General features: G+C 73.1%; 19 protein-coding genes and 1 pseudogene. 12 read left to right on the top strand and 8 right to left on the bottom strand.

Annotated features, from left to right (window positions below; translation table 11 throughout):
• Positions 1-18: 18 nt before the first annotated feature.
• Positions 19-950 (bottom strand): annotated as a pseudogene (locus ACFVSN_RS18950) (IS5 family transposase).
• Positions 951-1097: 147 nt separating this feature from the next.
• Here ACFVSN_RS18950 and ACFVSN_RS18945 point away from each other — a divergent pair.
• The 3 genes from ACFVSN_RS18945 (at position 1098) to ACFVSN_RS18935 (ending at position 6844) form a co-directional block, all read left to right on the top strand.
• Positions 1098-2024 carry a hypothetical protein gene (locus ACFVSN_RS18945; RefSeq protein WP_387956215.1) on the top strand — a complete coding sequence of 309 codons (927 nt, stop codon included), beginning with the start codon at positions 1098-1100 and terminating at the stop codon, positions 2022-2024.
• A gap of 35 nt (positions 2025-2059) precedes the next feature.
• Entirely contained in the window at positions 2060-3310 is a 1251-nt protein-coding gene (locus ACFVSN_RS18940; RefSeq protein ID WP_387956214.1) for a tetratricopeptide repeat protein, read from the top strand.
• A 213-nt stretch (positions 3311-3523) separates the two neighbouring features.
• On the top strand, positions 3524-6844 hold the full coding sequence (locus ACFVSN_RS18935; RefSeq protein ID WP_387956213.1) for a DEAD/DEAH box helicase: 3321 nt from the start codon (positions 3524-3526) through the stop codon (positions 6842-6844).
• A gap of 78 nt (positions 6845-6922) precedes the next feature.
• Here the strand turns inward: ACFVSN_RS18935 and ACFVSN_RS18930 are convergent, their stop codons facing one another.
• On the bottom strand, positions 6923-7327 hold the full coding sequence (locus ACFVSN_RS18930; protein ID WP_387956212.1) for an SgcJ/EcaC family oxidoreductase: 405 nt from the start codon (positions 7325-7327) through the stop codon (positions 6923-6925).
• 86 nt (positions 7328-7413) lie between these two features.
• On the opposite strand from ACFVSN_RS18930, the gene ACFVSN_RS18925 reads away from it, so the two are divergent.
• Complete coding sequence (locus tag ACFVSN_RS18925; protein ID WP_387956211.1) at positions 7414-7941, top strand: GNAT family N-acetyltransferase; 528 nt, start codon at positions 7414-7416, stop codon at positions 7939-7941.
• A gap of 103 nt (positions 7942-8044) precedes the next feature.
• Here ACFVSN_RS18925 and ACFVSN_RS18920 read toward each other — a convergent pair whose 3' ends face one another.
• Positions 8045-9187, bottom strand: coding sequence for an LLM class flavin-dependent oxidoreductase (locus tag ACFVSN_RS18920; RefSeq protein WP_387956210.1), 1143 nt, complete (start codon positions 9185-9187; stop codon positions 8045-8047).
• Between the two features lie 487 nt (positions 9188-9674).
• On the opposite strand from ACFVSN_RS18920, the gene ACFVSN_RS18915 reads away from it, so the two are divergent.
• From ACFVSN_RS18915 to ACFVSN_RS18900, 4 genes are all read left to right on the top strand, one after another.
• Positions 9675-10559, top strand: a complete 885-nt coding sequence (locus tag ACFVSN_RS18915) for an ABC transporter substrate-binding protein (protein ID WP_387956209.1) — start codon at positions 9675-9677, stop codon at positions 10557-10559.
• Between the two features lie 42 nt (positions 10560-10601).
• Complete coding sequence (locus tag ACFVSN_RS18910) at positions 10602-11411, top strand: amino acid ABC transporter permease (RefSeq protein ID WP_387956208.1); 810 nt, start codon at positions 10602-10604, stop codon at positions 11409-11411.
• Positions 11404-12159, top strand: coding sequence for an amino acid ABC transporter ATP-binding protein (locus ACFVSN_RS18905; protein ID WP_387956207.1), 756 nt, complete (start codon positions 11404-11406; stop codon positions 12157-12159). Before ACFVSN_RS18910 ends, ACFVSN_RS18905 begins: the two co-directional genes overlap by 8 nt.
• A 63-nt stretch (positions 12160-12222) precedes the next feature.
• Positions 12223-12906, top strand: a complete 684-nt coding sequence (locus ACFVSN_RS18900; RefSeq protein WP_387956206.1) for an esterase/lipase family protein — start codon at positions 12223-12225, stop codon at positions 12904-12906.
• A 23-nt stretch (positions 12907-12929) separates the two neighbouring features.
• Here ACFVSN_RS18900 and ACFVSN_RS18895 read toward each other — a convergent pair whose 3' ends face one another.
• Complete coding sequence (locus ACFVSN_RS18895; RefSeq protein WP_387956205.1) at positions 12930-14114, bottom strand: erythromycin esterase family protein; 1185 nt, start codon at positions 14112-14114, stop codon at positions 12930-12932.
• A 43-nt stretch (positions 14115-14157) separates the two neighbouring features.
• Positions 14158-15087: an NADP-dependent oxidoreductase gene (locus ACFVSN_RS18890; protein ID WP_387956232.1), complete on the bottom strand. Its 930-nt coding sequence runs from the start codon at positions 15085-15087 to the stop codon at positions 14158-14160.
• A gap of 79 nt (positions 15088-15166) precedes the next feature.
• Here ACFVSN_RS18890 and ACFVSN_RS18885 point away from each other — a divergent pair, with 79 nt between their 5' ends.
• Positions 15167-15811: a TetR/AcrR family transcriptional regulator gene (locus ACFVSN_RS18885; protein WP_387956204.1), complete on the top strand. Its 645-nt coding sequence runs from the start codon at positions 15167-15169 to the stop codon at positions 15809-15811.
• 22 nt (positions 15812-15833) lie between these two features.
• Here ACFVSN_RS18885 and ACFVSN_RS18880 read toward each other — a convergent pair whose 3' ends face one another.
• Positions 15834-17126, bottom strand: coding sequence for an MFS transporter (locus tag ACFVSN_RS18880; protein ID WP_387956203.1), 1293 nt, complete (start codon positions 17124-17126; stop codon positions 15834-15836).
• 212 nt (positions 17127-17338) lie between these two features.
• On the opposite strand from ACFVSN_RS18880, the gene ACFVSN_RS18875 reads away from it, so the two are divergent.
• From ACFVSN_RS18875 to ACFVSN_RS18865, 3 genes are all read left to right on the top strand, one after another.
• On the top strand, positions 17339-17791 hold the full coding sequence (locus tag ACFVSN_RS18875) for a hypothetical protein (RefSeq protein WP_387956202.1): 453 nt from the start codon (positions 17339-17341) through the stop codon (positions 17789-17791).
• Between the two features lie 227 nt (positions 17792-18018).
• Complete coding sequence (locus ACFVSN_RS18870; protein ID WP_380445752.1) at positions 18019-18585, top strand: RICIN domain-containing protein; 567 nt, start codon at positions 18019-18021, stop codon at positions 18583-18585.
• Positions 18586-18740: 155 nt separating this feature from the next.
• On the top strand, positions 18741-21734 hold the full coding sequence (locus ACFVSN_RS18865; protein ID WP_387956201.1) for a BTAD domain-containing putative transcriptional regulator: 2994 nt from the start codon (positions 18741-18743) through the stop codon (positions 21732-21734).
• A 272-nt stretch (positions 21735-22006) separates the two neighbouring features.
• Here ACFVSN_RS18865 and ACFVSN_RS18860 read toward each other — a convergent pair whose 3' ends face one another.
• Positions 22007-23296: a nucleotidyl transferase AbiEii/AbiGii toxin family protein gene (locus ACFVSN_RS18860; protein ID WP_387956200.1), complete on the bottom strand. Its 1290-nt coding sequence runs from the start codon at positions 23294-23296 to the stop codon at positions 22007-22009.
• Positions 23293-24042 carry a hypothetical protein gene (locus tag ACFVSN_RS18855; RefSeq protein ID WP_380448950.1) on the bottom strand — a complete coding sequence of 250 codons (750 nt, stop codon included), beginning with the start codon at positions 24040-24042 and terminating at the stop codon, positions 23293-23295. Before ACFVSN_RS18855 ends, ACFVSN_RS18860 begins: the two co-directional genes overlap by 4 nt.
• Between the last annotated feature and the right edge of the window lie 21 nt (positions 24043-24063).

The raw sequence follows: 24063 nt of genomic DNA, 5'->3' as shown, positions 1-24063 counted from the left end.
TAGGTTCCGTCCGGTCGATCATGTGCGGAGCCAGATGGCGAGGGCGGCTGCGGTGACGGTGCCGAGGTAGACGTAGCCGCGTTTGTCGTATCTGGTGGCGACCGCTCTGGCGTGCTTGAGCTTGTTGATGGCCCGTTCGACGGTGTTCCGCTTCCTGTACCGCTCCTGGTCGAAGCCCGGCGGCCGCCCTCCGCGTGAACCCTTGTGCAGGCGGGCGGCCCGGCTGTCGGTCTTCTCCGGGATCGTGTGCCGGATGCCGCGCCGGCGCAGGTAGTCGCGGCACGGCCCGTTGCTGTAGGCCTTGTCGGCGGCCAGGCTGTCGGGCTTCCTGCGGGGCCTGCCCGGTCCGATCCGCGGGACCCGGATCTTCTCCAGTACGGGCTCGAACTGCGTGCAGTCCGCCCGCTGTCCCGGTGTGATGACGAGGGACAGCGGGCGGCAGCGGCCGTCCGCGCTCAGGTGGACCTTGGTGGTGAAGCCGCCGCGCGAGCGGCCGAGGCCCTCGCCTCCCTCACCACCTCCGCCAGGCGGGCGACGAGGCTCTGCCACGGCGTCTCGTCCTGGTGTTCTCCCGGCCCAGCCCCCTTTGATCCAAGGGCTGGTGGCGGACCGGTGCGGGCGCCGGCCGCGTGCTGGTGGGCCCGGACGACGGTGGAATCGACGGAGATGTCCCAGTCGATGTCCCCGGCAGCATCCGCTTCCGCCTGGATTTGCTGGAGCAGACGCTCCCACGTCCCGTCGGCCGACCAGAGCCGATGGCGTTCGTAGACCGTCTTCCACGGCCCGAACCGCTCGGGCAGGTCGCGCCAGTGCACACCGGTCCGCACCCGGTGCAGGATCCCGTCGATCACCTGCCGGTGGTCCCGCCACCGGCCACAACGCCTGTTGCTGACCGGCAGGAACGGCCGCAGCCGTTCCCACTCGGCATCCGTCAGATCACCCCGCCCCATGCCCCGAACAACGACCAAGCCGGGCGATAGTCACATGATCGACCGGACAAGTCCTAGTTGACTGCACAGGCGGGTCGGCGACGGGTACTCACCCCCGCCGACCCGCCGCTCTCGGCCGCACACACCTCCGATCAAGGAGAGTCCACATTGAAGTCCGCCATCGCTGACCGCGTCCACGCCGGCTCCTTCTTCGACCTCGACCGCAAGGACCCGGACCTGATCCGGCTCCGCGAGGAGGGTGCGGAGACGGCGCTGCCGTTCGCCCTGATGGAGCGCCTGGTGAAAACTGGCACCCCCTATGCCGAGCACGCCCGATCGCTGCGCAGCGAACCCGTCACCGTGGCCGGGGCTACATTCGACTGGTTCCACGCCGAACTCCCCGCCGAGATCGCCAACGAGATCAACTTGGCGGACTACCGGATCGCCGAACACACCGACGAGCGCCGCACGGTCCTCGTCCAAGCGCTGGACCGCCTCTCGCTGGTCCACCCCGAAGGTTTCGACCGCGTACGCGAGTTCGTCCGGGGCCTGCTGTGGGTGGGTCTCAAGCCCGGTGCCCGAGTCTCCTCACTGACGAGCTCCAGCGACCCCGCGCTCCCGTACGTCATCGTGTTCTCGGACAAGGCGGCGCGCCACATCCCGCCGAACACCGTCAGCGAGCAGCCCTCCCACCTCTACCTGGCGGAGAACCTGCTACATGAGGGCACCCACCAGTCGATCAGCTTCCACGTCCTCCAGCACCAGGTCTTCGCCGACGGCTACTCGTCCAAGACCTCTCCCAAGATCGAGATCAGGTGGCGGGCCGGTCAGGGAGAGGACCGCAACCAGTACTGGGAGATCGACCGGGCCTTCCACGCGACCTGCGTCTACAACCAGCTGCTCCGGTTCCGCCAGACCGAACTGCGCCGCGACGACCTCACTCGCGCCGAGCGCGCGAACTTCCAGAGCGCCTACGACGAGGGACTGCCGGCCGTGCGCTACCTCATGCGCGAACTCGAACTGCTCACCGCGCACTTCACCCTGCACGGGCGGGAGCTGCTGGCCGACCTGCGCCACCAGACCGACCACCTGTAGTGCCACGCTGAGCACACCCGAACGACGGAGGTCACGTGCTGGATCACCTCATCACCCATGACGACAGCCTGCGGATGGTCCCCACCGACCGGAACGAGCTGACCGCCGCTGTCGGCCAACTCCACGAGGAACTGCGGTCCTTGTCCGAGGGGACCGACCCCGCCCGTACCCGGGTACTGACCAGATGGATCGGCATCGCTCAGATGTGCCTGGGCAACCACGACGAGGCCCGCACGTTCCTCCGGCAGTCGCTCGACATCGCCGCGACGATCGGCAACAGCAGGGCCGTCGTCGCCACCGGGCTCAACCTCGGCGACGCGCACCGCTACGCCGGGGACGCACAGAGCGCGGACGCGCTCTACCGCAGTGCCCTGAACACCGCCCGAGGCCAGCACCCGGAACTCCTCGACTACGCGCTCCAGCACACCGGCAAGCACCTGATGGAGCGCGGAGACCTCGCGGGCGCGCAGGGCCACCTGCAAGAAGCGCTGCGGCTGCGGATCGCCAAAGGGGATACCGAGTTGGTCGAGTCCACACAGGCCGCACTCGACCGGGTCGAGCTGCTGATCAGCCAGACCGGCGCAGCGGCGGCCGGTCCCGCCGCACCCGGCCAATGGAGCCGCCAGTGGACCGCCTGGCTCCAGTCCCGGACCACGGCACGAACGTCGTCCCAGTGGGCACTCGATCTCCCGGCGCTCCGGAACGCCGTGGCCGGGCTCACCACACACCAACGGGTACACCCGCGCCACCTGAGCCACCAGCGCGACCAGTCGTTCCCGTCGGTGCTGCTCGCCGCGATGGCGGAGGAGGCCGAGAAGGCCGTCGCCGCCAACGGATACCTCCACAACGGCAAGTGGAATGCCGCCGTCGGTGACGCCGCCAACCACTTCGCCGAACAGGTCGATCTCGCCACAGTCGTCGCGCGGTCCACCGGCCTGGACGTCGAGCCGCCGCACACCGGTGTCTACATCGCCTATGAGGAAGGACAGCACCTCGACTTCCACCTGGACGAGTTCGGCTTCGGCGAGGCCAACCTGCTCCTCTGCCTCAAGCACGATCGTCCCACCGGCGCGTCCCGGGTCAGCACCACCGTGTTCATCAACGCCGACGGCTACCTCGAATGCGAGCTCGCCGCAGGCGACTGCGTCGTGTTCGACGGCGCACTCACGCCGCACGGCCGGACCCCCCTCAGCGCCGGGGAGGCCATCACGCTCATCAGCTTCGGCTTCCGCGCCCGCGATGAGGCCCCTCGGACGCTCACGGGCCTCCCGCCGATCCCGGTGTAACGACGGGCCGTCGACGTCGAGGAACAGCAGCGGACGCTGCGCGGTGTCGGTCACGTCGGCACGATAGTGCGGGCCGCCGGCCGTCGTTCGTCACCGCCGGGCCGACGGGCGGACTGCCGCCGTACCCCGAGGTGTCCCGCGGTGCCCCGGCATTCCGTAGGCTGATCGTCGCCGATGAGCAGGTGAGCAACCAGGAGCTGCGGGGGGAATGCCATGACGGCGGAGCGTCGGCGTAGGGCGGCGGTGGTCGGGTACTGGCGGGCGGTGGAGCTCTTCAGCCCGCAGAAGGTACCGGCCGCGTCCCTTCGCGAGCGGGTGTACGAGGTCTCACCGGATCGGCCGCTGCCCTGGCAGGACGGCCATCCGCTGCGCCGGTTGCCGCTGGAACCGGGCTTCACGTGGCAGCACGTCGTCTACGGCGGGGTCTTCCCGTTGAGCGCGGTGCGGGACGCCCTCCTGGAGGTCTTCGGCGAGGACGACGAGGACCACGACGGGCGCATGGCCGGCGAGAGCGCGCTGTTCGCCCTGACCGTCAACGACGAGGGCCGGCTGCTCCTCGACTCCCCGATCTTCTCCACCTGTGCCTGGGCGACCGGACGCGCCCGCCGCCCGGGGCCCGGACGGCCGGGCTGGCTGGACGGTTTCGACGGGGAGGCCCAGTCCTGGCACGCACGGGCCGGTGAACTCGGCGAGGACCCGGTACCGGTGCTCGCGGCGGAAGGCGGTCTGGCCGCGGAGGCGCTCACCGCAGCGCGGGCCCTCCTCGCAGAGGGAACCGATGGACCGGACGACGGCGCGGACGGGTCGGAGAGCCCGGTCGGCACCCGTCACATCACGGCGGCGGACCTGCTCGGCTTCGCCTCCGACCTCGCCGACGACTGGTCCGTGGCGAAGGACCTGGCGCCGTTCGCCGTCCGGGTCAGGAGCGTGCAGGTCCGGTCCGACCGCGCCGACGACGTGGACCAGCAGGACTTCCTCAACAGCTTCATCGCCGCCGACCTCGACCGCGTCACCCGCGACCTGGCGCTGAACGATCCCGGCCAGGCCCTGGGGACCTACCTCGCGCCCGCCGCGGCCTTCCGCCCCGAGCACCGGATCGACCTCCGCCACCAGCCGGAGCAGGCGCTCCTCCGGGTGCGTCCCGCCGCGGCCCCGCCCGGCCGGTGGCCGGCCAGTACGAAGTACCCGCTGGCGCTCAGCCAGCAGTTCGCCGTCAACCTCGTCGGGGGCGAACTCACCGACTCCGCCGGCGTCTTCGCCGTGAACGGCCCACCCGGCACCGGCAAGACGACGATGCTGCGCGACATCGTCGCCCACCTCGTCGTGGAGCGCGCGACGCGGCTGGCGCGGCTCCGGCTGCCGTCGGCCGCCTTCAGCGACACGACGCACCAGTGGAAGTCCGGGGAGTACTCCCGCACCGTCAGGGAGCTGCGTCCGGAGCTCACGGGATTCGAGATGGTCGTCGCCTCCGCCAACAACGGCGCCGTCGAGAACATCTCCACCGAGATCCCCTCGCTGGGGGCCGTCCACGAGGACTGGCACGCCCAGGCCGACTACTTCGCCGAGCAGGCCACCCGCCTGCTCAAGGGCGAGCCCGCCTGGGGTGCCATCGCGGCGAGACTGGGCAGCAAGAGGAACCGCGGCGAGTTCGTCTCCCGCTTCTGGTGGGGCCAGGAGAAGGCGTCCGACGCCCGACCCGACAACGGCAACGGCAACGGCAGTGGCCCGCGGGCCGACGCCCGCCCGTCCGCCGGCCGGACCACACGGCGTGACGGCTGGATCGACACCGGGCGCGGCCTGCAGCACCTGATGGCCGAGTACGCCGCCTCCCCGCAGAGCGGCGTGTGGCGCGCGGCCGTCGACCGGTTCCGCAGCGCGCTGGCCACCGTCGAACGGCTCGGCGCCGAGCGTGCGGAGGCCGCCGAGGCCCTGTCCGGTCTGCCCGCCGCGCGGGCCGCGGCCGAGGCCGCCGCCCGCGCCGTCCGGACCACGGCCGAGGACCTGCGACACCGTCAAGAGGACCTTGCCGGAGCCGCCCGGGCGGCCGCCGAGGCGCAGCGTCGGCTGGAGGACTGCGAGCGCGAGCGGCAGGCGCACTTCGAGCGGCGCCCCGGGTTCACCGTCAGCCTCTTCACCGCCGGCCGGGCGGCTCGCGACTGGCACGCGGGCGACGCGCCGCTCGCCGAGCGCGAGCAGGCCGCCCGCCTCGCCGCCGACGGGGCCAGGGATGCCGAACAGCGGGCGGGATCGGCCGCACACCTGGCCGACACCGCGCTGCACCACCACCGCGCCGAGCATGCCGACGCCGTCGAGCGGGCCGAGCGCCTCGATGCCACTCTCGCGACGGCCCGCGCGCGCTGGGGCGATCGTGTGCCCTCCCCCGAGCTGTTGGCCGAGTCCGAGCGCCGCGAGCTCTCGTCCCCGTGGGCCGACGAGGAGATCACGGCCGCGAGGACCGAGGTGTTCTTCGCGGCGATGGAGGTCCACAAGGCCTTCCTCCGGTGCACCGCGAAGACGATGCGGGCCAACCTCAGGGCCGCCATGGACGTGGTCTCCGGAGCCGCTCCGAAGACCGTGCCCGAGGAGGCCCGCCGCGCCGCGTGGCAGAGCCTCTTCCTGGTCGTTCCCCTGGTGTCGACCACGTTCGCCTCGCTCGACCGGGTCTTCTCCGGCCTCGGCCGCGAGTCCCTCGGCTGGCTCTTCATCGACGAGGCCGGGCAGGCCACCCCGCAGATGGCGGTCGGAGGACTCTGGCGGGCGCGGCGGAGCGTGGTCGTGGGCGACCCGCTCCAGTTGGAGCCCGTCGTCGTCCTGCCCTGGACGGCCCAGCAGGCGCTGCGCCGCGACTTCGGCGTGGACGAGGAGTGGGCGCCGAGCCGCACGTCCGTCCAGCGGGTCGCCGACCGCGCCAACCGGTACGGCACGACGCTGCCCGCCGAACTCCCGGACGGCTCCACCGAGGTGTGGGTCGGCGCGCCGCTCCGCGTCCACCGCCGTTGCGACGACCCGATGTTCGCGGTCAGCAATGCCATCGCCTACGACGGCCTGATGGTCCACGGCACCCCTGATCGCGGGGCGTTCCCGTACGCGGGCAGCTCGTGGGTCGACGTCGCCTCCCCGCAGGCCGAGGGCCACTGGATCCCGGAGGAAGGGCGGGCCCTGCGGCAGATCGTCGAGAAGCTGCTCGACCGCGGGGTCTCCGCCGACGACATCTTCGTCATCAGCCCGTTCCGCGACGTCGTCGCCGGCGCGCAACGCGTCACCCGCGGCCTGTTGGACCGTACGCGCGTCGGCACCGTCCACACGACGCAGGGCAAGGAGTCGGACGTCGTCATCCTGGTGCTCGGCACCGACCCCCGGCACCCCGGGGCACGCGGCTGGGCCGCCTCCCGGCCCAATCTCCTCAACGTCGCGGTCAGCCGCGCTCGCCGCCGCCTGTTCGTCATCGGCAACCGGGACGCCTGGCGCGACCAGCGCTTCTTCAACACTCTGGCCGACGCCCTGCCCACCCATGTGTGGCACCCGCCGCGGTGACCTCCGCAGGAAGCCTCCGTACCGAGCGGGCGCGCCCTGGCTCCGACCCCCGTGCGGGGCCGGGGCGCGCCCGGCCGCCTACCCCGCGTGAACCGCGGTGTTCTGGCAGGCGTGCAGGAGCCACCGTCCGTCGGTGCCGCGCGTCATGACGTAGAGCGGGCTGCCCTCGGAATCGCCGTCGGCCGACCGGTAAACCTGGCGCACCTTGACGGCGGCGACGTCCGGGCGCAGGAACCGCACGTGCGCCACCTCGTACGTCACCTGCCCGTCCCAGTCGTCGGCGGGCAGCACGGCGCGGGTGAACCCGGCGATCGCCTCGCGCCCGAGCAGGACCCTGCCGTGCGCGGTGGTCCACAGGGCGTCGGGGTGGAAGAGGGCCAGGAAACCGTCCACGTCCTTGGCCCGCTGGGTGCGCTCGACGGTGGCGACGACGTCGGCGATGGCTTTGATATCGGGGTTCTCGGTACTCGTTTCGTCACTCATGCCGACCACCCTCGCCCTTCAAGTGGGCTTGAGGTCAAGGGAAACCGGCCTGCGGACGGCGGATCGACGGGAGTACGGTTCCGCGCATGGGTCCTCACCAGCCGCTCCCCCGCGACCTGTCCGCCGCCGCGTCGACCATCGCCGTGCCCGTGAGCGTGCGGGACCTCCGCCCGGAGGACCTGCCCGCGTGCACCTGGTCCGGATCGGCCCTCCATCTCCGCAGCGTGGAACGGGAGTTGCTGCGCGCGGCGGCGGGCGACGTCGACTACCTGGCCGTCTGCACACCCGTGGACATCCCGGTGGCCATCGGCGGCGTCGACTACCGGGCCGCTGCGGGCGCCGGCACGATCTGGCAGCTCGCGGTGCTCCCCGCCCTCCAGTCCCGCGGCCTGGGCACGCTCCTGATCCGCGCCGCCGAACAGCGCATCAGGGACCGCGGCCTCCGCCGGGCCGAACTCGGCGTCGAGGAGGACAATCCCCGGGCCCGCGCCCTGTACGAGCGCCTGGGCTACGTCGCTTACGGGCGCGAGACCGACGCCTGGGACGAGGAAGCGCCCGACGGATCGGTCCGCCGCCACGAGACGATGTGCGTCCTGATGCGCCGGGAGCTGTGACGCCCCGGCTGCGCGGGCACTCATGCCCCCCCGTGATCGTTCTCCCCGCGGCACATACGGGAGAGGAGCAGGATGCGGCGGCGGCCGTCCTGGGATAGCGGCGTCACACCGGGCCGGGCAGGGGTCCGACCAGCCCGCGGGACTGGAGCACCGGGCGGACGCCCTCACCGAACCAGTAGGCCTCCTCCAGGTGCGGGTACCCGGAGAGGACGAAGTGGTCGACGCCGAGGGCGTGGTACTCCTCGATCCGGTCGGCGACCTGTTCGTGGCTGCCCACGAGAGCGGTGCCCGCGCCGCCCCGGACCAGGCCGACGCCGGCCCACAGGTTCGGGTGGATCTCCAACTCGGCACGGGAGCCCCGGTGGAGGGCCAGCATCCGCTGCTGGCCCACCGACTCGCTGCGGCCCAGCAGGTGTTGGGCCCGCGCGACCTCGGCGTCGCCGATGTCGTCCAGGAGCCGCTCGGCCTCCTGCCAGGCGTGGCGGGAGGAGTCGCGCGAGATGGTGTGCAGGCGGATGCCGAAGCGGATTTCCCGGCCCTCGGCCTCCGCGAGTCCGCGGATCCAGTCGATCTTCTCCTTGACCTGCGCGGGCGGCTCGCCCCACGTCAGGTAGACGTCGGCGTGCCTGGCGGCGACCGGTCCCGCGGCGGGCGAGGAGCCGCCGAAGAACACCGGGACGGCCGGCGTCGGCGGCACGGGCACGTGGGCGCCGGCCACCCGGTAGTGGGCGCCCGCGAAGTCGAACGGCGTCCCGCTCCAGGCGCCGCGCACCACGGTGAGGAACTCGTCGGTCCTGGCGTAGCGGCCGTCGTGGTCCAGGTGGTCGCCGAAACGGGCCTGCTCGTCGGCGTCCCCGCCGGTGACGACGTTGAGCAACAGCCGGCCGCGGGTGGCCCGCTGGTAGGTGGCGGCCATCTGGGCGGCGAGGGTGGGTGAGATCAAGCCGGGGCGGAAGGCGACGAGGAACTTCAGGCGCTCGGTCTCGTGGGCGAGGAAGGCCGTGGTGAGCCAGGCGTCCTCGCACCAGGTGCCGGTCGGGGTGAGCACCGCCTCGAAGCCCAGCCGGTCGGCGGCCTTGGCGATCTGCGCGAGGTACTCGACGTCGGGCCGGCGCACGGCGGCGGCCGCCCGGCCGGGGACGGCGTTCGCCGCCGCACCGTCGAGGTTGCTGGCGTAGGCGTGGCGGTCGACCAGGCCGCGGCCGTCGCCGCCGGTCGGCAGGAACCAGTGGAGGTGAACGTTCACGGTGGATGCTCCGGAGTGGTTCGGGGGGGCGCAGCGGGGATGGTGTCGTCGTTCGGCGCACGGCAGGAGCGCGCCTCGACTGTGCACGGACGGGGAGGGCCGACTACACGCGACGGCTGCCGATGGGCTCGGCCGGATCGGGCCGTGGAGGCAGGCGGGCGGGGCGCTCTCAGCAGGAGCGACAGGCAGCGGAACAGACCCGGAGGAGGTCGATGTGACCGCGGGTCGTCAGGGCGACGGAGCGCTGCTGCATGCCGTGGAAGCTAGCCGGACTGCGCCGACGGCGTCAACGGGTGCCCGGAGGGCGGCCCGGGGAGCTTTCATACGGCCGCAACACCTCGGCAACGATCATGGCGGATATTGATCAGGTCAATCGTTCGACCGACGCGGTGAGGCCCGCGACCGGCCCGACCGGGCCGGGACCGCCGTCTCGGCACCGCTCACCGACGGTCGCCTCCTTCACCGCCACCGCCTTTCTGGAGCCACCATGCGCCCGCGCCGGGTCCTCGTCGCCGCCCTCGCTGCCCTCGTCTCCCTCGTGCCCCTCACCGCGTGCAGCAGCAGCGCGTCGTCCGGCGCCAAGTCCGCCGACAACCCGTACCAGCTCACCGAGCCGGGGACGCTCCACGTCGGCACGCTCTCGGACGCGCCGCCGAACGTCTACCTCAAGGACGGCAAGTTCACCGGCTTCGACAACGACCTCTTCGCCGCCGTCGCCGCCAAGGCCGGCCTGAAGGTCCAGTTCGCCTCGACCGACTTCTCGGCCCTGCTGTCCCAGGTCGCCAACCACAAGTTCGACGTGGGCAGTTCGTCCATCACCGTCACCGAGGCGCGCAAGAAGACGGTGGCCTTCACGAACGGCTACGACTTCGGCTACTTCGGGCTCGACGTGCCCGCGGGTTCGTCCGTCACGAGCTTCGACCAGCTGACGGGCAAGCGGGTCGTCGTCGTGCAGGGGACCGTCCAGGACGACTACGCCACCAAGCGCAACCTCAACCCGGTGCGCGTCCCCGACTACAACAGCGCGCTCAACCAGCTGAAGACCGGCACCGCCGAGGCCTGGATCTCCCCCGCCGAGATCGGCGAGAAGAGCGCCAACGACAGCGGCGGCAAGGTGGTGCTCGTCCAGAAGCAGCTCAGCCCCTCGCCGACCGCCTTCGCCGTCGCGCCGGACCGGCCGCAGCTGCTCGCCGCCCTGGACAAGGGCCTCGACGAGGTCATCGCGGACGGCACCTGGAACCGCCTCCAGGACCAGTACTACCCGGGCCGCGCCGTGCCGGACGGCTTCCACCCCGGCAGCGGGACGGCGTCCGGTGGCGCGACGGCGGGCCAGTCGACGCCGGCCGCCCCCACCGCGTCCGCGACGCCCTGACCCCCAGCCGATCCGGCCCTACTCACCAATCAGGAGATCGACGTGGACCAGCTGGGCACGCTGGCGGAGACGTTCTTCAACTGGGGATCGATGCGCGAGGCGATCTCCGACCTGCTCACCACCGGCGTCCCCAACACGCTGATCCTCGCGGCGACTTCGGCCGTCATCGGCACCGTCCTCGGCCTGCTGCTGGCCGTGGCCGGGATCTCCCGGACCCGCTGGCTGCGGTGGCCGGCCCGCGCCTACACCGACGTGTTCCGCGGCCTCCCCGCCGCGGTCACCATCCTGCTGATCGGCGTGGGGCTGGCCCCGCAGGGACTTCGCATCTGGGGGCCCGACCCGTACCCGCTGGGGATCCTCGCGCTCTCGCTGATCGCCGCCGCCTACTTCGGCGAGATCTTCCGCTCGGGCATCCAGAGCGTGGAGGCGGGCCAGCTGGAGGCCGCCCGCGCGCTCGGCTTCCGGTACAGCGCCGCGATGCGGCTGATCATCGTCCCGCTCGGGATCAGGCGGGTCCTGCCCGCCTGGGTCAACCAGCTCATCGCGCTCATCAAGGACTCCAGCCTGATCTACTTCCTCGGGCTCACCGCCGGGCAGCGGGACCTGTTCCGGATCGGCCAGGACGCCGCCGCCACCACGGGCAACGAGTCCGCGCTCGTCCTCGCCGGGCTGTTCTACCTCCTGCTCACCGTGCCGCTGACGCACCTGGTCAACGTGATCGACCGCCGTCTGCGGAACGGCCGCCGGGTCACCGAACCGGCGCCGGCCGAGACACCTGCCGGGGCACCCGCCCGGGAAGCGCTGCGGGAGCCACTGTCGACCACCGCGCCCGAGGGAGCGACCCGTGCCTGACGAGCGACCCACCCCCGCGTTCTCCCCGGTCAGCCTGGCCACCCGCGACCTCCACCTGTCCCTCGGCGGCAACCCCGTCCTGCGCGGCGTCGACCTGGACGTCCCCCGGGGGAACACCCTCTGCGTGATCGGGCCGTCCGGCTCCGGCAAGTCGACGCTGCTGCGCGCCGTCAACCGCCTGGTCGAGCCCGACCGCGGCGACGTCCTGCTGGACGGCGAGAGCGTGCTGCGCCGCGACCCCGACCGGCTGCGCCGCCAAGTCGGCATGGTGTTCCAGCAGTTCAACCTCTTCCCGCACATGACCGTCCTGCGCAACCTGACCCTCCCCCTGCGCAAGCTCAAGGGCCTCTCCCGCGACGCCGCCACCGAGGCCGCCCTCCGCCAGCTCGACCTGGTCGGGCTGCGCCACAAGGCGGACGCCCGCCCGGGCCGGCTCTCCGGCGGGCAGCAGCAGCGGGTCGCCATCGCCCGCGCCCTGGTGATGGATCCCCAGGTCATGCTCTTCGACGAGGCCACCTCCGCGCTGGATCCGGAACTGGTCAAGGGCGTCCTGTCGTTGATGGCGGACCTCGGCCGCGCGGGCATGACGATGGTGGTCGTCACGCACGAGATGGGCTTCGCCCGCGAGGCCGCCGACGGCGTCGCCTTCATGGACGGCGGCGTCGTGGTCGAGTCCGGCCCGCCCGAGGCGGTCTTCGGCGCGCCGCAGAGCCCGCGGCTGAGGACGTTCCTCTCGGACGTACTGTGACGTAACATCGTTGGCCTGCACTGGAGTTGTGTCACCCCGCCGACGTTCACCGGAGGACACGCCATGCGCCGCGCCGCCACCGCCCTCACCGCCGCCGTGTCCGTGCTCCTGCTCGCGGCACCCGGGGTCGCCCCGTCGGCCCACGCCGACCCGGCGACCCCGGTCGTCCTCGTCCACGGGCGCAACGCGGACCCGGGCGTGTGGCGGGCCACGATCGCCGGCCTGGAGGCGAAGGGCTTCCCGGCCGACCGGATCTTCGCCTGGTCGTACGACACCTCTCAGTCCACGAACGAGGTCCTGGCCGGCCGGCTCTCCGCCTACGTCGACCAGGTGCTCCAGAAGACCGGCGCGGCCAGGGTCGACATCGTCGCGCACAGTCTGGGCAGCCTGCCGAGCCGCTGGTACGTCGAGTTCGGCGACGGCGCACGCACGGTCGCGCACTGGATCTCCCTGGCCGGTCCCAACCACGGCACCGGCCTCGCCTGGCTCTGCGCCGCGTGGGACCAGGGCTGCCGCGACATGACGCCCGGCTCGTACGTCGTCACCAACCTGAACCGGGACGACGAGACACCCGGCCGCGTCCACTACTGGACCTTCTGGTCCCCCTGCGACGAGCAGATCCTCCCCAACGCGAGCACCCCGCTGAACGGCGCCACCAACACCGAGACGTCGTGCCTCAAGCACAACGACTTCCTCACCGACCCCGCCGTGATCGACGCCGTCGCCGGGATCCTGGCTGCCGGGTAGGGCCCCCTCCGTCCCGGCCGGGCTCACGGCAGCCAGTGCACCGGGGAGACCTCGCGGATGTGGATGAGGACGTCGAAGGCCCCGGCCAGGGAGGCGACGGCCAGGTGTTCGGCGGCGTCGCGCTCCGGGGTGTAGACACCGCTGACGACGCGGGCCTTCGCCGGTCCGTCCCACTGCCCGCGCACGTCCTCGTCGCGCAGATCCAGCCAGCGCGCGGGCAGGCCCGTCTCACCGAGCCTCGCGTCGACGAAGTCCGCGGCCGGGCCCGGCACGACGGCTACGCCGAGGTCCCCGTGGTGGAAGCCGATCGCCACGGAGACGTACCGCCGGCCGTAGCGCTCGCGCAGCAGGCTGCCGACGCCGGCCTGCGAGCCGCGCTCGGCCGCCAGGCCCACCACGGCCTCGCCCGCCGAGGTGTGCGCGATGCCGTCCCAGTAGACGGTGCGCGCACCGGTCCGGCCCTGGGCCTCGGCGACGGCCTCGGCCCACACCTCGGCCTCGCCCGCGTAGTTGCCGCGCCCGGCGACGCTGCGCTCGTGGTACTCCACGATCAGCCGCATCCTCGCGGCCGCGTCGTCGGCGCCGGGGGTGGAATCGACCAACTCGAGTGCGTCACGGGCGTGTTCGACGAACGGCCGGCCGGGGTGGACGCCGCGCGCCCGCTGCACGTGCTCCTCGATCTCGTGGACGGTGCGGATGGGATCCAGGTGAGCCGCCACCTGCGCGAGCCGCTCCGGCGCCACCAACCGCACGTGCTCCAGGACGGCGTCGTAGTCGGCGGGCCCCGCCTGGAGCGGCTTCACGCCGAAGATCCGGACCGGATCGTCCGCGCGGTCCCGGTTGAACGCCCGGATCCACTCCAGGGCGGCGACCATCTCGGCGGTGCGCCACGGGCGCCAGGCCCCGGCCAGCGCGGACGCGGCCGAGCCCTCTCCCCCGCTCACGTACGCGTCGAGGGCTGCGGCGGCGCCCGCGTCGTCCTGGACGGCCAGCGCGCGGAAGCCGTGGTCCCGGACGAGCCGACGGAACAGCTGGTCCCGCACCCCGAAGGTCTCGCGGGAGAAGCGCGTGGACTCCCCGATGCCGACCACTGTTGCCCCGCCGGCCAGTCGGCCGGCGATCTCGTCGAGCACGGTGTCGGCCAGCGGGAGGGAGTCGGTGTGCTGAGGGTCGGTCAGGTCGTTGATGACTGCGGTGTTCTTCGGCATGTCGTGCAGTCTCGTACCTGAAGTCGACTTGAAGTCAAGCGACTCAATCGGCGGGAACGGACACAGCGCGCGAGTCGCCTCGGACGACCAGGACCCGGCGCCCGCGCGTGTGCCCGGCCCGGCTGTCCGCGTGCGCGGCGGCGGCCTCGGCGAGGGTGTACGCCTTGTCGACCGGGATGTGGAGCAGCCCCCGTGAGATGAGGTCGACGGCCTCGGCGAGCGCGTCGGGCACGCTCCCGGCCACGCCGGAGAACCGGACGCCGAGCCCGGGTGCGGTGAGGTCGGCGATGGAGACCACCTTCCGCGTGTCCCCGGTCAGTTCGACGAGTTCGCGGATCACGCCGGAGCCGGACAGGTCGAGGGCCGCGTCGACCCGGCCGAGCCGCCGCACCCGCTCGACCCAGCCCGGGCCGTACGTCGTGGCGGCGGCGCCCAGGCCGCGCAGGTAGTCCTGGTTCGCGGCGCCGGCCGTGCCGATGACCGCGATGCCGCGGTCGCGGGCGATCTGCAGCACCGCCGATCCGACTCCGCCGGACGCGCCGCAGACCAGCAGCGTCTGCCCGGGCCGCACGCCGACCTCACGGATGATGCGCAGCGCGGTCTCGACCACGGAGGGGTAGCCCGCCGCCTCCTCGAACGTCAGCCCTTCGGGCATCCGGGCCCAGGCGGACAGGACCGCGAACTCGGCGTAGGTGTCGACCCCTTCGCCGAACACGTGGTCGCCGACCTCGACGTCGTCGACGCCCTCGCCGACCTCGTCCACCACCCCGGCGGCGTCCAGCCCGACGCCGGACGGCAGGCGGGTCGGATGGGCCCCCAGGACCTGACCTTCGCGGATCCTCCAGTCGACGGGGTTCACGCCCGCCGCCCGCACGGCGATGCGTATCCGGCCGGGGCCCGTGTGGGGCTCCTCGGCGTCCACCAGGTGCAGGACCTCCGGGCCGCCGAACTCGGCGAAGCTCACCTTCTTCATGTTCTTCATGCGGCCGACCGTAACACTAACGGTTAGGCTTTTGGAACTGTTTCATTTTCATGCCTGATAGCATCACGACATGACCGAGCCAGCCGAGCCGACTGCCCAGACCGGGCAGACCGGGCGCCGGGAGCGCAAGAAGGCCGCGACCCGTCAGAAGATCGCCGACACCGCCCTGCGGCTCTTCCTGGACCGCGGCTACGACGCGGTCGGCATCCGCGAGGTCGCCGCCGAGGCCGACGTCGCCGTCACCACGGTCTTCTCCCACTTCGCCTCGAAAGAGGCCCTGGTGTTCGAGCAGGACGAGGACTTCGAGCAGCGCCTCACCAAGGCGGTCACCGACCGCTCTCCCGACGAGGCGCTCGTCCCCGCGCTGCGTCGCGAGATCCACGCCATGGTGCGGCACTGCACGGCGGACGGCGCCGCCCCGATCTGGCGCATGATCGACGAGTCACCCGCCCTGCGGGCGTACGAGGAGTCGATGAGGCTGCGTCATGCGGATTCGCTGGCAACGGCCATCGCCGCCCAGTCCCGGTCCCGGCCGCAGCCCGGGCCGGCGCCGACCGCGACGGCCTGCCGGGCGATCGCGAGGTTCGTGATCGGCGCCTTTTCGCTGGCCCGCGAGGCCGCCGACCCGGAGGCCGTGGTGGACGAGATCTTCCGGATGATCGAGGCCGCTTGGGCGGTCACCGCCACCGGAGAACTGCCGGGAGACCTCGCCTGACCGTGGATGGCCGTGGCTCCGGTCAGTCGAGCAACAGGGACGGGAAAGCCCGCAGCGTCCGCACGTCCTCCGTCGCGATCAGGGGCAGGCAGGAGAGCAGGCCGATCCCGGCGATCGTCCACAGCGTCAGGCGCGTGCCGAGGACGGACCCGAGGTAGCCGCCCGCCAGCGCCCCGACCGGGCGGGTGCCCCAGATGGCGAACCGGACGGAGGCGTTCATCCGGCCCTGCAGGCCGGTGGGCGTGATGGCCTGGCGCAGGCTCACCTGGCTGATGTTGTAGACGGTGATGCCGCACGCCATGATGCCGGTCGCGACACTCAGCGTGAGCACCGCGCGGGCCGGCGCCGCCGTCGCGAGCACGAGCACGGCGATCCCCGACATCGACTTCGCCGCGACCAGGACCGGACCGAGCCCGACGAGCCTGATGAGCCGGCTGCTGAGCGCCGCCCCCAGCAGCGCACCGCAGTTGCCCACGCTCAGGGCCAGCCCCAGCTCCCCCGGCGACAGCCCGAGGTCGCGCAGGGCGTACGCGGTCAGGACCGCCCCCAGCGCGCCGCCCAGCCCGACGAGGTTGCTGATGCCCGTCGCCAGCGCCAGGGACCGCAGGATCCGGTGACGGAAGACGAACCGCAGTCCCTCGGCGATCTGGCTGCGCATCGAGGCCCTGACCGCGGGCTGCGGCGCCTGCGTCCGGGGAATCCGGATGAGGCAGAGCAGCAGCGCGGACACCAGGTAACTCACGGAGTTGACGACCAGGACCAGCGGCGCGGTGACCACCTGCAGCAGCAGACCACCGATGCTGGGCCCCGCCAACTCCGCCGTCGAGCGGGAGAATTCGAGCCTGCTGTTGCCGTCCGGGGTCTGCTCCCGCGCCACGACCGTCGGCAGGAAGGCCTGGTCGGCGATGTCGAAGAACACCGTGCACAGCCCGATGGCGAACCCCACCGCACAGAGCAGCGGCACACTCAGCACCCCCGCGAGGTGTCCGACCGGCAGCACGACGATCGCCACGGCCCGGCCGACGTCCGCCACGACCATCACGCGCCGGCGGTCCCACCGGTCGAGCAGCGCGCCCGCCGGCAGGCCGACCAGGAGGAACGGCAGGGTCTCCATCGCCGAGACGAGCCCGAGCTGGCCGGTCGACGCGGAGAGCGTCGTCAGCGCGAGCACCGGAATGACGAAGAACGTGATCCGCGTCCCGAACTCGCTCACGGTGTGCGCCGACCACAGGACCTGGAAGTCGCGCTGCCGCCACACACTGACCAGCCGCGCGGCAGGGGCCGCCAGAGCCGGATCGGAGCCGACGCTCGCCATGTCCACGTTCCCTCGCTTCTGGTCGGTGACCGGCTCCCCCGCGCGGCAGGTCTCCGGAGAGTAACAACGGCACCACGGCGAGCTCCGACACCGGACCGAAGGGGTCGGTCGGGTACGGCCGTACGGGCGACGGCGGCAGGGGTGTGCCGCCCACCGCTCGGCGAGTACGTACGGCCGGACCACCATGATCCGCAACAAGGGGAGGGGCGGACGTGGAACCGACGACACGCAAGCGCTGGCTGGCCGTGGTGGGGCTGATCGGGCTCGGGGCGGGGGGCTACTACACGTGGTGGGACCAGTTCTCCCACCACGAGCTTCCGTACACGAGACGCGACGCCTCGGTCCTCGGCCGGATCAATGCCGGCGGCGGGCTCAACGCGTGGAACCCGACCGTCCTGGCGGACGACCGCACGATCACCGTGGAGGTCGGCTGGGGCGGTTGCGACTACAAGCCCGACCTGGTGGCACGGGAGACCGCGGACCAGGTCACCCTGCTGTTGAGCCGCCGGGACGCCTCGGGCCCGGACGTCGGCTGCGAGGACGGCGGATACGCGCAGGTCAAGACCGTGCTTCATCAACCGCTCGGGACACGGCCATTGACCGACGCCGTCACCGGCCGGCCCGTCCCGATCGCCCACCCCCAGTCGCAGCCCCCGAAGACCTGACGTCTGCGCGGCCCGACCGGACTTTCCCATCCTTGATCGATTCTTGGCCCGACGTTCACCCGCACCCGCGTACGATTCACGCGCGTCGGCGGTGCGGACACCCGTCCGAACCGTAGGGGGAACGGAACACCGGTGTCGTACCGGGGCCGGGCCGACGCGGATCGGGGGCGCGTGCGCGTCCGCCCGCCTCCCCTGCTCCTGCTCCTCGTGCAAGGGACCGGTCCTTCTTGACCATCCGCAACGCCCTCCCCCGCGCCCGTACGGCCGCAGTCGCCGCCGGTGCCGCCCTCACGCTGGCCGCCGCCGTGCCGGCCACCCCCGCGTCCGCCGTCGGCGGCAGCTTCGGCAACCCGACGACCAGCACCCTGGTCAACGTCAACTCCGGCAAGTGCCTGGAGATCGCCGACTGGCGCACCGACAACGGCGCCCCCGCCCGCCAGTGGGACTGCACCGGCGGCGCCAACCAGATCTGGGACTACGTGCCCGACAGCGGTGGCTTCGAGCTGGTGAACCGGAACTCCGGCAAGTGCCTGGAGATCGCCGACTGGCGCACCGACGACGGCGCCCCGGCCCGCCAGTGGGACTGCTCCTGGGGCGGCAACCAGCACTGGAACTACGTCGGCACCCTCGGCGACCGGGGCGAGCTCGGCATCGCCAACTTCAACTCCGCCAAGCTGCTGGAGATCGCCGACTGGCGCACCGACGACGGCGCCCCCGCCCGCCAGTGGCAGGGCAGCTACGCCGGCGTCGCCCAGGGCAACCAGGCCTGGCTCACCGCCATCAAGCGGTACTGACCCGCACGGGTTCCCGGGGACGGACGTCCCCGGGAACCCGCGGGCGGCACCCGGCACCTGTGCACCGATCCTTCCCTTGCGAACCAGACGCCGCGCCAGCGAGGATGGGCGCCCGGGGCAGCATCCGACGCTGCGTCAGATTGTGGGGACCGCCCGTGCGGCCAGGTAGTGATCCGGATCGGCCGAGCTTCGCGCTGCTCGGCGACCTCCGCGTGCGGCGCGCCGGTGCGGACGTGGCGCTGGGCGGCCCGCGGCAGCGGTCCGTGCTGGCCGCCCTGCTGCTGCGGCCGAACACGGTCGTCCCGGTGGAGGAGCTGGTCGCCGGGCTGTGGGGCGAACGGCCGTCCGGTGCGCCGGACGTCACCCTGCGGACCTACGTGTGGCGGTTGCGGAACCTGCTGGAGCCCGTCCGCGACTCGCCGAGGGTGTTGCTGTCCCAGGCGCGCGGGTACCGCCTGGCGGTCGAACCGGACCGCGTGGACCTGTGGCGGGTCGGGCGCCTCAAGGAGCAGGCCGGGAAGTGTTCCGCCGAGCGGCCCGCGGATGCCCGGGACATGCTGACCGAGGCGCTGGCCCAGTGGCGCGGCGAGCCGCTCGCCGGCCTGCCCGGGCCGCTCATGCGCCGCGAGCGCGAACGGCTGTCGCAGTTGCGCCTCGCCCTGCGCGAGGAGCGGCTCGCCCTCGACGTGGCGCTCGACGGCCCCTCCGGCTGCCTGCCGGAGCTGGAGGCGCTGGCCGCCGACCACCCGTTCCGCGAGCGCCTGCACGGGCTGCTCATCCTCGCGCTGCAGCGGCAGGGCCGGATGCCCGAGGCGCGCGCGGTCTACGACGCGCTCCGATTACGGCTCGTGGAACACCTGGGCCTCGAACCGGGGCCCGAGCTCTCGGCCCTGTGCCACGAACTCGATGCGGACTCCCCCGCCGGGTCGAGGACCGCTCCCGCACCCAGCCGGCCCGTTCAGCTGGACCAACTACCTCCGCCCCCAGCCCAGTTCACCGGGCGGCAGGAGCACATCGCCCGGATCGGACGGGCACTGACCGAACGGACCGGCCCCGGCCTGCGGCTGGTGACCGTCACCGGCATGGGCGGCGTCGGAAAGACGGCCCTCGCCGTACGGGCCGCCCACACCGTACGCCCCGGCTTCCCGGACGGCCGGCTGTACGCGGACCTGCGCGGCGCCGACCTGGTGCCCGCGAGCGCGTCGGACATCCTCGCGGACTTCCTCACCGCGCTGGGCGTCCGGGAGGCCGCCGTCCCGAAGGACCTCGCGGGCAGGTCGGCCCTCTTCCGGACCGCCACCGCCGGACGACGGCTGCTCATCCTCCTCGACAACGCGCGCGACGACGCGCAGATCCAACCGCTCCTGCCCGGATCGCCGGACTGCGCGGTCGTCGTCACCAGCCGCGCGGTGCTCAACAGCGTGCCGTCGGTGCTGCACATCGCGCTGGACGTGTTCAGCGAGCGCGAGGCGCTCGGGCTGCTCGACGCGGTGATCGGCAGGGCGCGCCGGTCCGCGCAGAGCGTCCAGGCCGCGCTGCTCGTCGAGGCCTGCGGCCGGCTCCCTCTGGCCGTACGGATCGCGGCGGCCCGGCTCGCCGCCGAGCCCGACCAGCCGATCGCCGACCTCGTGCGGCACCTGGCCGATCACGGGATCGGTGCGCTCCGCACGGGAGACGTCGAGATCGAGCAGGTCTTCGCGGTCGGCTACCGGCTGCTTCCGCCGCCCCTGGCAACGGCGTTCAGGATGCTCGCCTGGGTGGAACCCGACATCGGCCTGGCCGCCGCGGCCGCCGTCCTCGGCCTGACGGAGGACCAGGCGGAGCGCCTCGCGGAGGCACTGGTCGACCAGGCCCTGCTGGAGTCGATCGGCGCCGGGCGCTACCGGTACCACGACCTCGTGCGCGCCTTCGCCCGCCGGACCTCGCTGCGGACCGGCGAGCACGAACGGGCCGCCGCCCACGAGCGGCTGCTGGCGCTCCTGCTCGGCTGCGCCCGTACGGCCTTCGCGCTAGCGGTGCCCGGAGACCCGGTCGCCGACGTCTTCGGCTCGCCGCGCCCGCCGTCGGCCGCCGTCCGGGGCTTCACCGACCCTGCGGACGCCCGCCGATGGGCGCGGGCCGAGATCCCCGGTGCGGTGGCGCTCGCGGCCGCCGTCGCGACGGTGCCCGTGCTCCCGGTGGCCGCCCTGCGCGCGGCCATCGACCTGCTGATCGCCCTCACCCCGCTCGGCCTCGGCGCCCTGGGCGGCCGGGCCGAGGAGGCGGCCCGCCTGCTCGTCGACGCGGCGGTCGCGTGCAGCGACCACGACCGCGACCACGCCCGCACGGCGGAGGGCCGGTCGCGCTTCCTCCTCTGCACGATCCTGCTGGCCCGCGCCCGGCTCGACGAGGCCGACGCCCAGGCCCGACTGGCCGCCCGGGCCTGCCGGGAGGCGGGCGACCGGGCCATCCTCCGGCAGGCCCTCAACGATCAGGGCCTCATCGCCCAGGCCGAGGGCCGCCACGAGGAGGCGATCACGGCCTTCGACGAGGCGGCCGCCCTCGCCCGACAACTCGGGCACCGCTCCGGCGAGGTGGCGAGCAGCGCGAACGCGGCCCTCTCCCGGATCCGCAGCGGTGACGCCGCCGGGGCGGCATCGGCCTGCCGCGGCATCCTCGCGACACCGGGCGCGGCGGCCGACCCCGCGATGACCGCCTACGTGCACTACGTCCTCGGCCTCGCCTACCAGGAGTCGGCGCGGCTCGACGACGCCGCGGCACACCTGCGCTCCTGCATCGACGGCGCGAGCCTCACCGGCGACCTCGACCGCGAGTCGGCCGCCCGGAGCCGCCTGGCCGACGTCCTGCGCCTGCTCGGGCGGGCCGACGAGGCCGTCCACCAGGCGCAGCGGGCCCTGGACCTCGCGGACGAAGGTGGGCGACAGCGCGAACGCGCCCTCGCCCACCTGGTCCTGGCCCACGCGCTGACCGCCCGCGGCGACCACGGCGCGGCCCGGGGTCACGAGGCGAGCGCGCGCCTGCTGCTCGGCCGGCTTGGCCCTCGGGCGACGGCCGACGCGAAACCGCTCCTCACCGCACTGGCGACCGCCACCGGAACCCTTACGGCTGCGGGTCGGGAGAAGGAAGGAGCCCCGTCCCGTTCCAGATGATGTGGCCCGCCGCGCAGTGCACGCCGGCGGACCCGTCGCAGGCCGGGGCCGGCGAGGTCGGCCGTACGGGATCCCCCGTGCCCACGGCGAGGGCTCCCAGCACCGAGAGTGAAACGGCCGCGCCGGTGACAGCCGTGCGGACCATGGTCGTTCGAAACACCGATGACGCTCCTTGCTCAGGTATGACAGGGCGTCCGAACGCTCGCAGGGGCGGATATACAACGCGTCAACACCCTGACGATTCACCGCACCGCACCGCGCCGGCCACCGGTTTACGGAGCGGTGGGGGCCGCTCGGTCGGCGGTGAGGCGGGTGCAGGTCTCCTGGAGCTTCTTGAGGCGCGGGTCCGCCGGGTCGTCCAGGTGGGCGATCACGGCCAGGTGGGCGCGCTCAAGGTCGCCGTCGAGCAACTCGGAGGCCACCATCAGGAGGCGTTCCGGCCGGGTGCGGCGTTCGCTCAGCTGCCGGAGGACCGCGTCGAGGCCCTCGCGGGCCATGAGCTCCCGCAGGCCGTCCACCACGGGAGCCATCCACAGCGCGCGCAGGGCGTACTCGCCGCGTCCGGCGAAGGTGGGGGCGAGGGAGGCGAGCAGTTCGGCCGGGTACGCCTCGACCGCTTCGGTGAAGGCGGGGTGGTCCTTCGCGAACTCGTCCCAGTCGACGTCGAGTTCGGCGATCGCGTCCGGGAGCACCGGCCACCACGCCCAGTTCTCCTCCGAGCGCAGGAAGACGTCGCGCAGCAGCTCGTACGGGACCCGGGCCGTGCGGGCGAGCAGGACCGCGTCGTGGAGGTCCTTGCCCTGCGGGTGGTTGTCCGAGATCAGCCAGAGGATCTTCCAGGCCAGCGAGAGCTCCGGCGTGGCGGCGACCAGCGGGCCGTCGACGCCGGGGAGTTCGACCTGCCGCGGCTCGGCCGGCAGGTGCTCGGTGAAGACGAAGTCCAGCTGGACGGTGCCCTCGGGCACGCCCGGCGCCGTCCACGGCAGGACCAGGCGCCGGCCCGGCACGCGGCTGTACGTCCAGATCTCGTCGGCGACCGCCCGGTCCGCGTGCAGGCGCACGCCGCACGCGCCCGCCCCGGACGACGACGACTCGTCGGCGGAGGCGGCGAGTTCGTCGAGCATGCGGCCCGTCCGCTCGTCCTCCAGCTGCCACTCCACGGGCCGCACCACGAAGTCCAGATCGCCCGGCTCGCGCGCCTCCTCGCCGTACCAGGCGCGCAGCAGCACGCTGCCCCGCAGCACCAGGTGCTCGGCCCAGGCGGAGCGGGCGACGGCGGACAGCACCGTGTTCAGCGCCTCGCGCCGGGCCGCCAGCCAGCGCGCGGCCACCGCGGGGTCGGCGAAGGCGGGCTCGCTGGGGCGCAGCGCGCGGGCGTAGCCGGCCAGGGCGGGGTCGAAGACCGGCTGCTGGGTGACGGTCTCGTCGTCGATCGGCCGGAGGCTCCTGGGCAGGTCCTGCTCGGCGCGGACCTCCTCGGACGGCGGCTGCTTGGGCAGCACCACGTCCTCCCAGGGCCCGTACGGCAGGTCCTCCCACGTCGCGGTGCGGTCCTCGGTCATCGTGCTGCTCCTTCCGCGCGCCGCGGGGCGACCCGGCCCCCGGCGGCCCTTCCACCAGTGCTCCGGCCCTCGGTGCACTGCTCTTGAGTGATCCAGCCGCTGTCCAGCGCCTCGTCGCTGTCCACGGCGACGAACTCCCGCTCCACCGAGACGACCTCGCGCCCGTCGACCGCCAGCTCGCCCAGCAGCGCGTCCAGCCGCCGCCCGGCCGTGGCCAGCCCCACCAGGCGGCAGCGCTGCGTGACGAACTGCTCCCGCAGCCCGTCCGCGCGCACCCGGCGGGCGTTGCGCGACAGGTGCGCGCCGTGCCGCACGGCGAGCGCGGCCAGCCGGACGGTGTCCTCGCCGGGGACGAGCAGCAGCTTGACGTGGTGCTCGAAGTACCGCCCGGGCCCGTGCTGCGCGGCCTCGCCGTCCGTCGCGGGGACGCCGTCGGCCCAGGGCGTGGCCTCGACCTTGGCCCGCAGGACGGCGAAGCCCGCGTCGGTCAGGCGCCGCGCCGTGCGGGCCGCCGCGGCGGCGACCTCGTCGAGCGTGCCGGAGGCGCGGAGGTTGAGCATAGGCTGCGACACGGCGGCGCCGCGGGCGAGCAGGATGTGCGTGTACGTCAGGCCGTTGGCCGCGGCCCACTCGGCGAGCGCGTCGACGGCGCCCGGCTCCACGGTGAGGTGCACCTCGAACTCCCCGCTCAGCGCGGGTGGAGGCAGGGGTCGGGCCAGGCCCAGGTCAGGATGGGTGACGAGCATGGGAGCATCCTGGCAGGCCTC

Source organism: Kitasatospora sp. NPDC057904 (assembly GCF_042887925.1).
Classification (GTDB): Bacteria; Actinomycetota; Actinomycetes; order Streptomycetales; family Streptomycetaceae; genus Kitasatospora.
This window is presented reverse-complemented; position numbering and strand designations above follow the sequence as displayed.

Bases quoted from the DNA above. Each gene is read 5' to 3' on its own strand.
- ACFVSN_RS18935 (WP_387956213.1), top strand. From the start codon at position 3,524: ATGACGGCGGAGCGTCGGCGTAGGGCGGCGGTGGTCGGGTACTGGCGG.
- ACFVSN_RS18930 (WP_387956212.1), bottom strand. From the start codon at position 7,327: ATGAGTGACGAAACGAGTACCGAGAACCCCGATATCAAAGCCATCGCC.
- ACFVSN_RS18925 (WP_387956211.1), top strand. From the start codon at position 7,414: ATGGGTCCTCACCAGCCGCTCCCCCGCGACCTGTCCGCCGCCGCGTCG.
- ACFVSN_RS18915 (WP_387956209.1), top strand. From the start codon at position 9,675: ATGCGCCCGCGCCGGGTCCTCGTCGCCGCCCTCGCTGCCCTCGTCTCC.
- ACFVSN_RS18900 (WP_387956206.1), top strand. From the start codon at position 12,223: ATGCGCCGCGCCGCCACCGCCCTCACCGCCGCCGTGTCCGTGCTCCTG.
- ACFVSN_RS18895 (WP_387956205.1), bottom strand. From the start codon at position 14,114: ATGCCGAAGAACACCGCAGTCATCAACGACCTGACCGACCCTCAGCAC.
- ACFVSN_RS18890 (WP_387956232.1), bottom strand. From the start codon at position 15,087: ATGAAGAAGGTGAGCTTCGCCGAGTTCGGCGGCCCGGAGGTCCTGCAC.
- ACFVSN_RS18885 (WP_387956204.1), top strand. From the start codon at position 15,167: ATGACCGAGCCAGCCGAGCCGACTGCCCAGACCGGGCAGACCGGGCGC.
- ACFVSN_RS18880 (WP_387956203.1), bottom strand. From the start codon at position 17,126: ATGGCGAGCGTCGGCTCCGATCCGGCTCTGGCGGCCCCTGCCGCGCGG.
- ACFVSN_RS18860 (WP_387956200.1), bottom strand. From the start codon at position 23,296: ATGACCGAGGACCGCACCGCGACGTGGGAGGACCTGCCGTACGGGCCC.
- ACFVSN_RS18855 (WP_380448950.1), bottom strand. From the start codon at position 24,042: ATGCTCGTCACCCATCCTGACCTGGGCCTGGCCCGACCCCTGCCTCCA.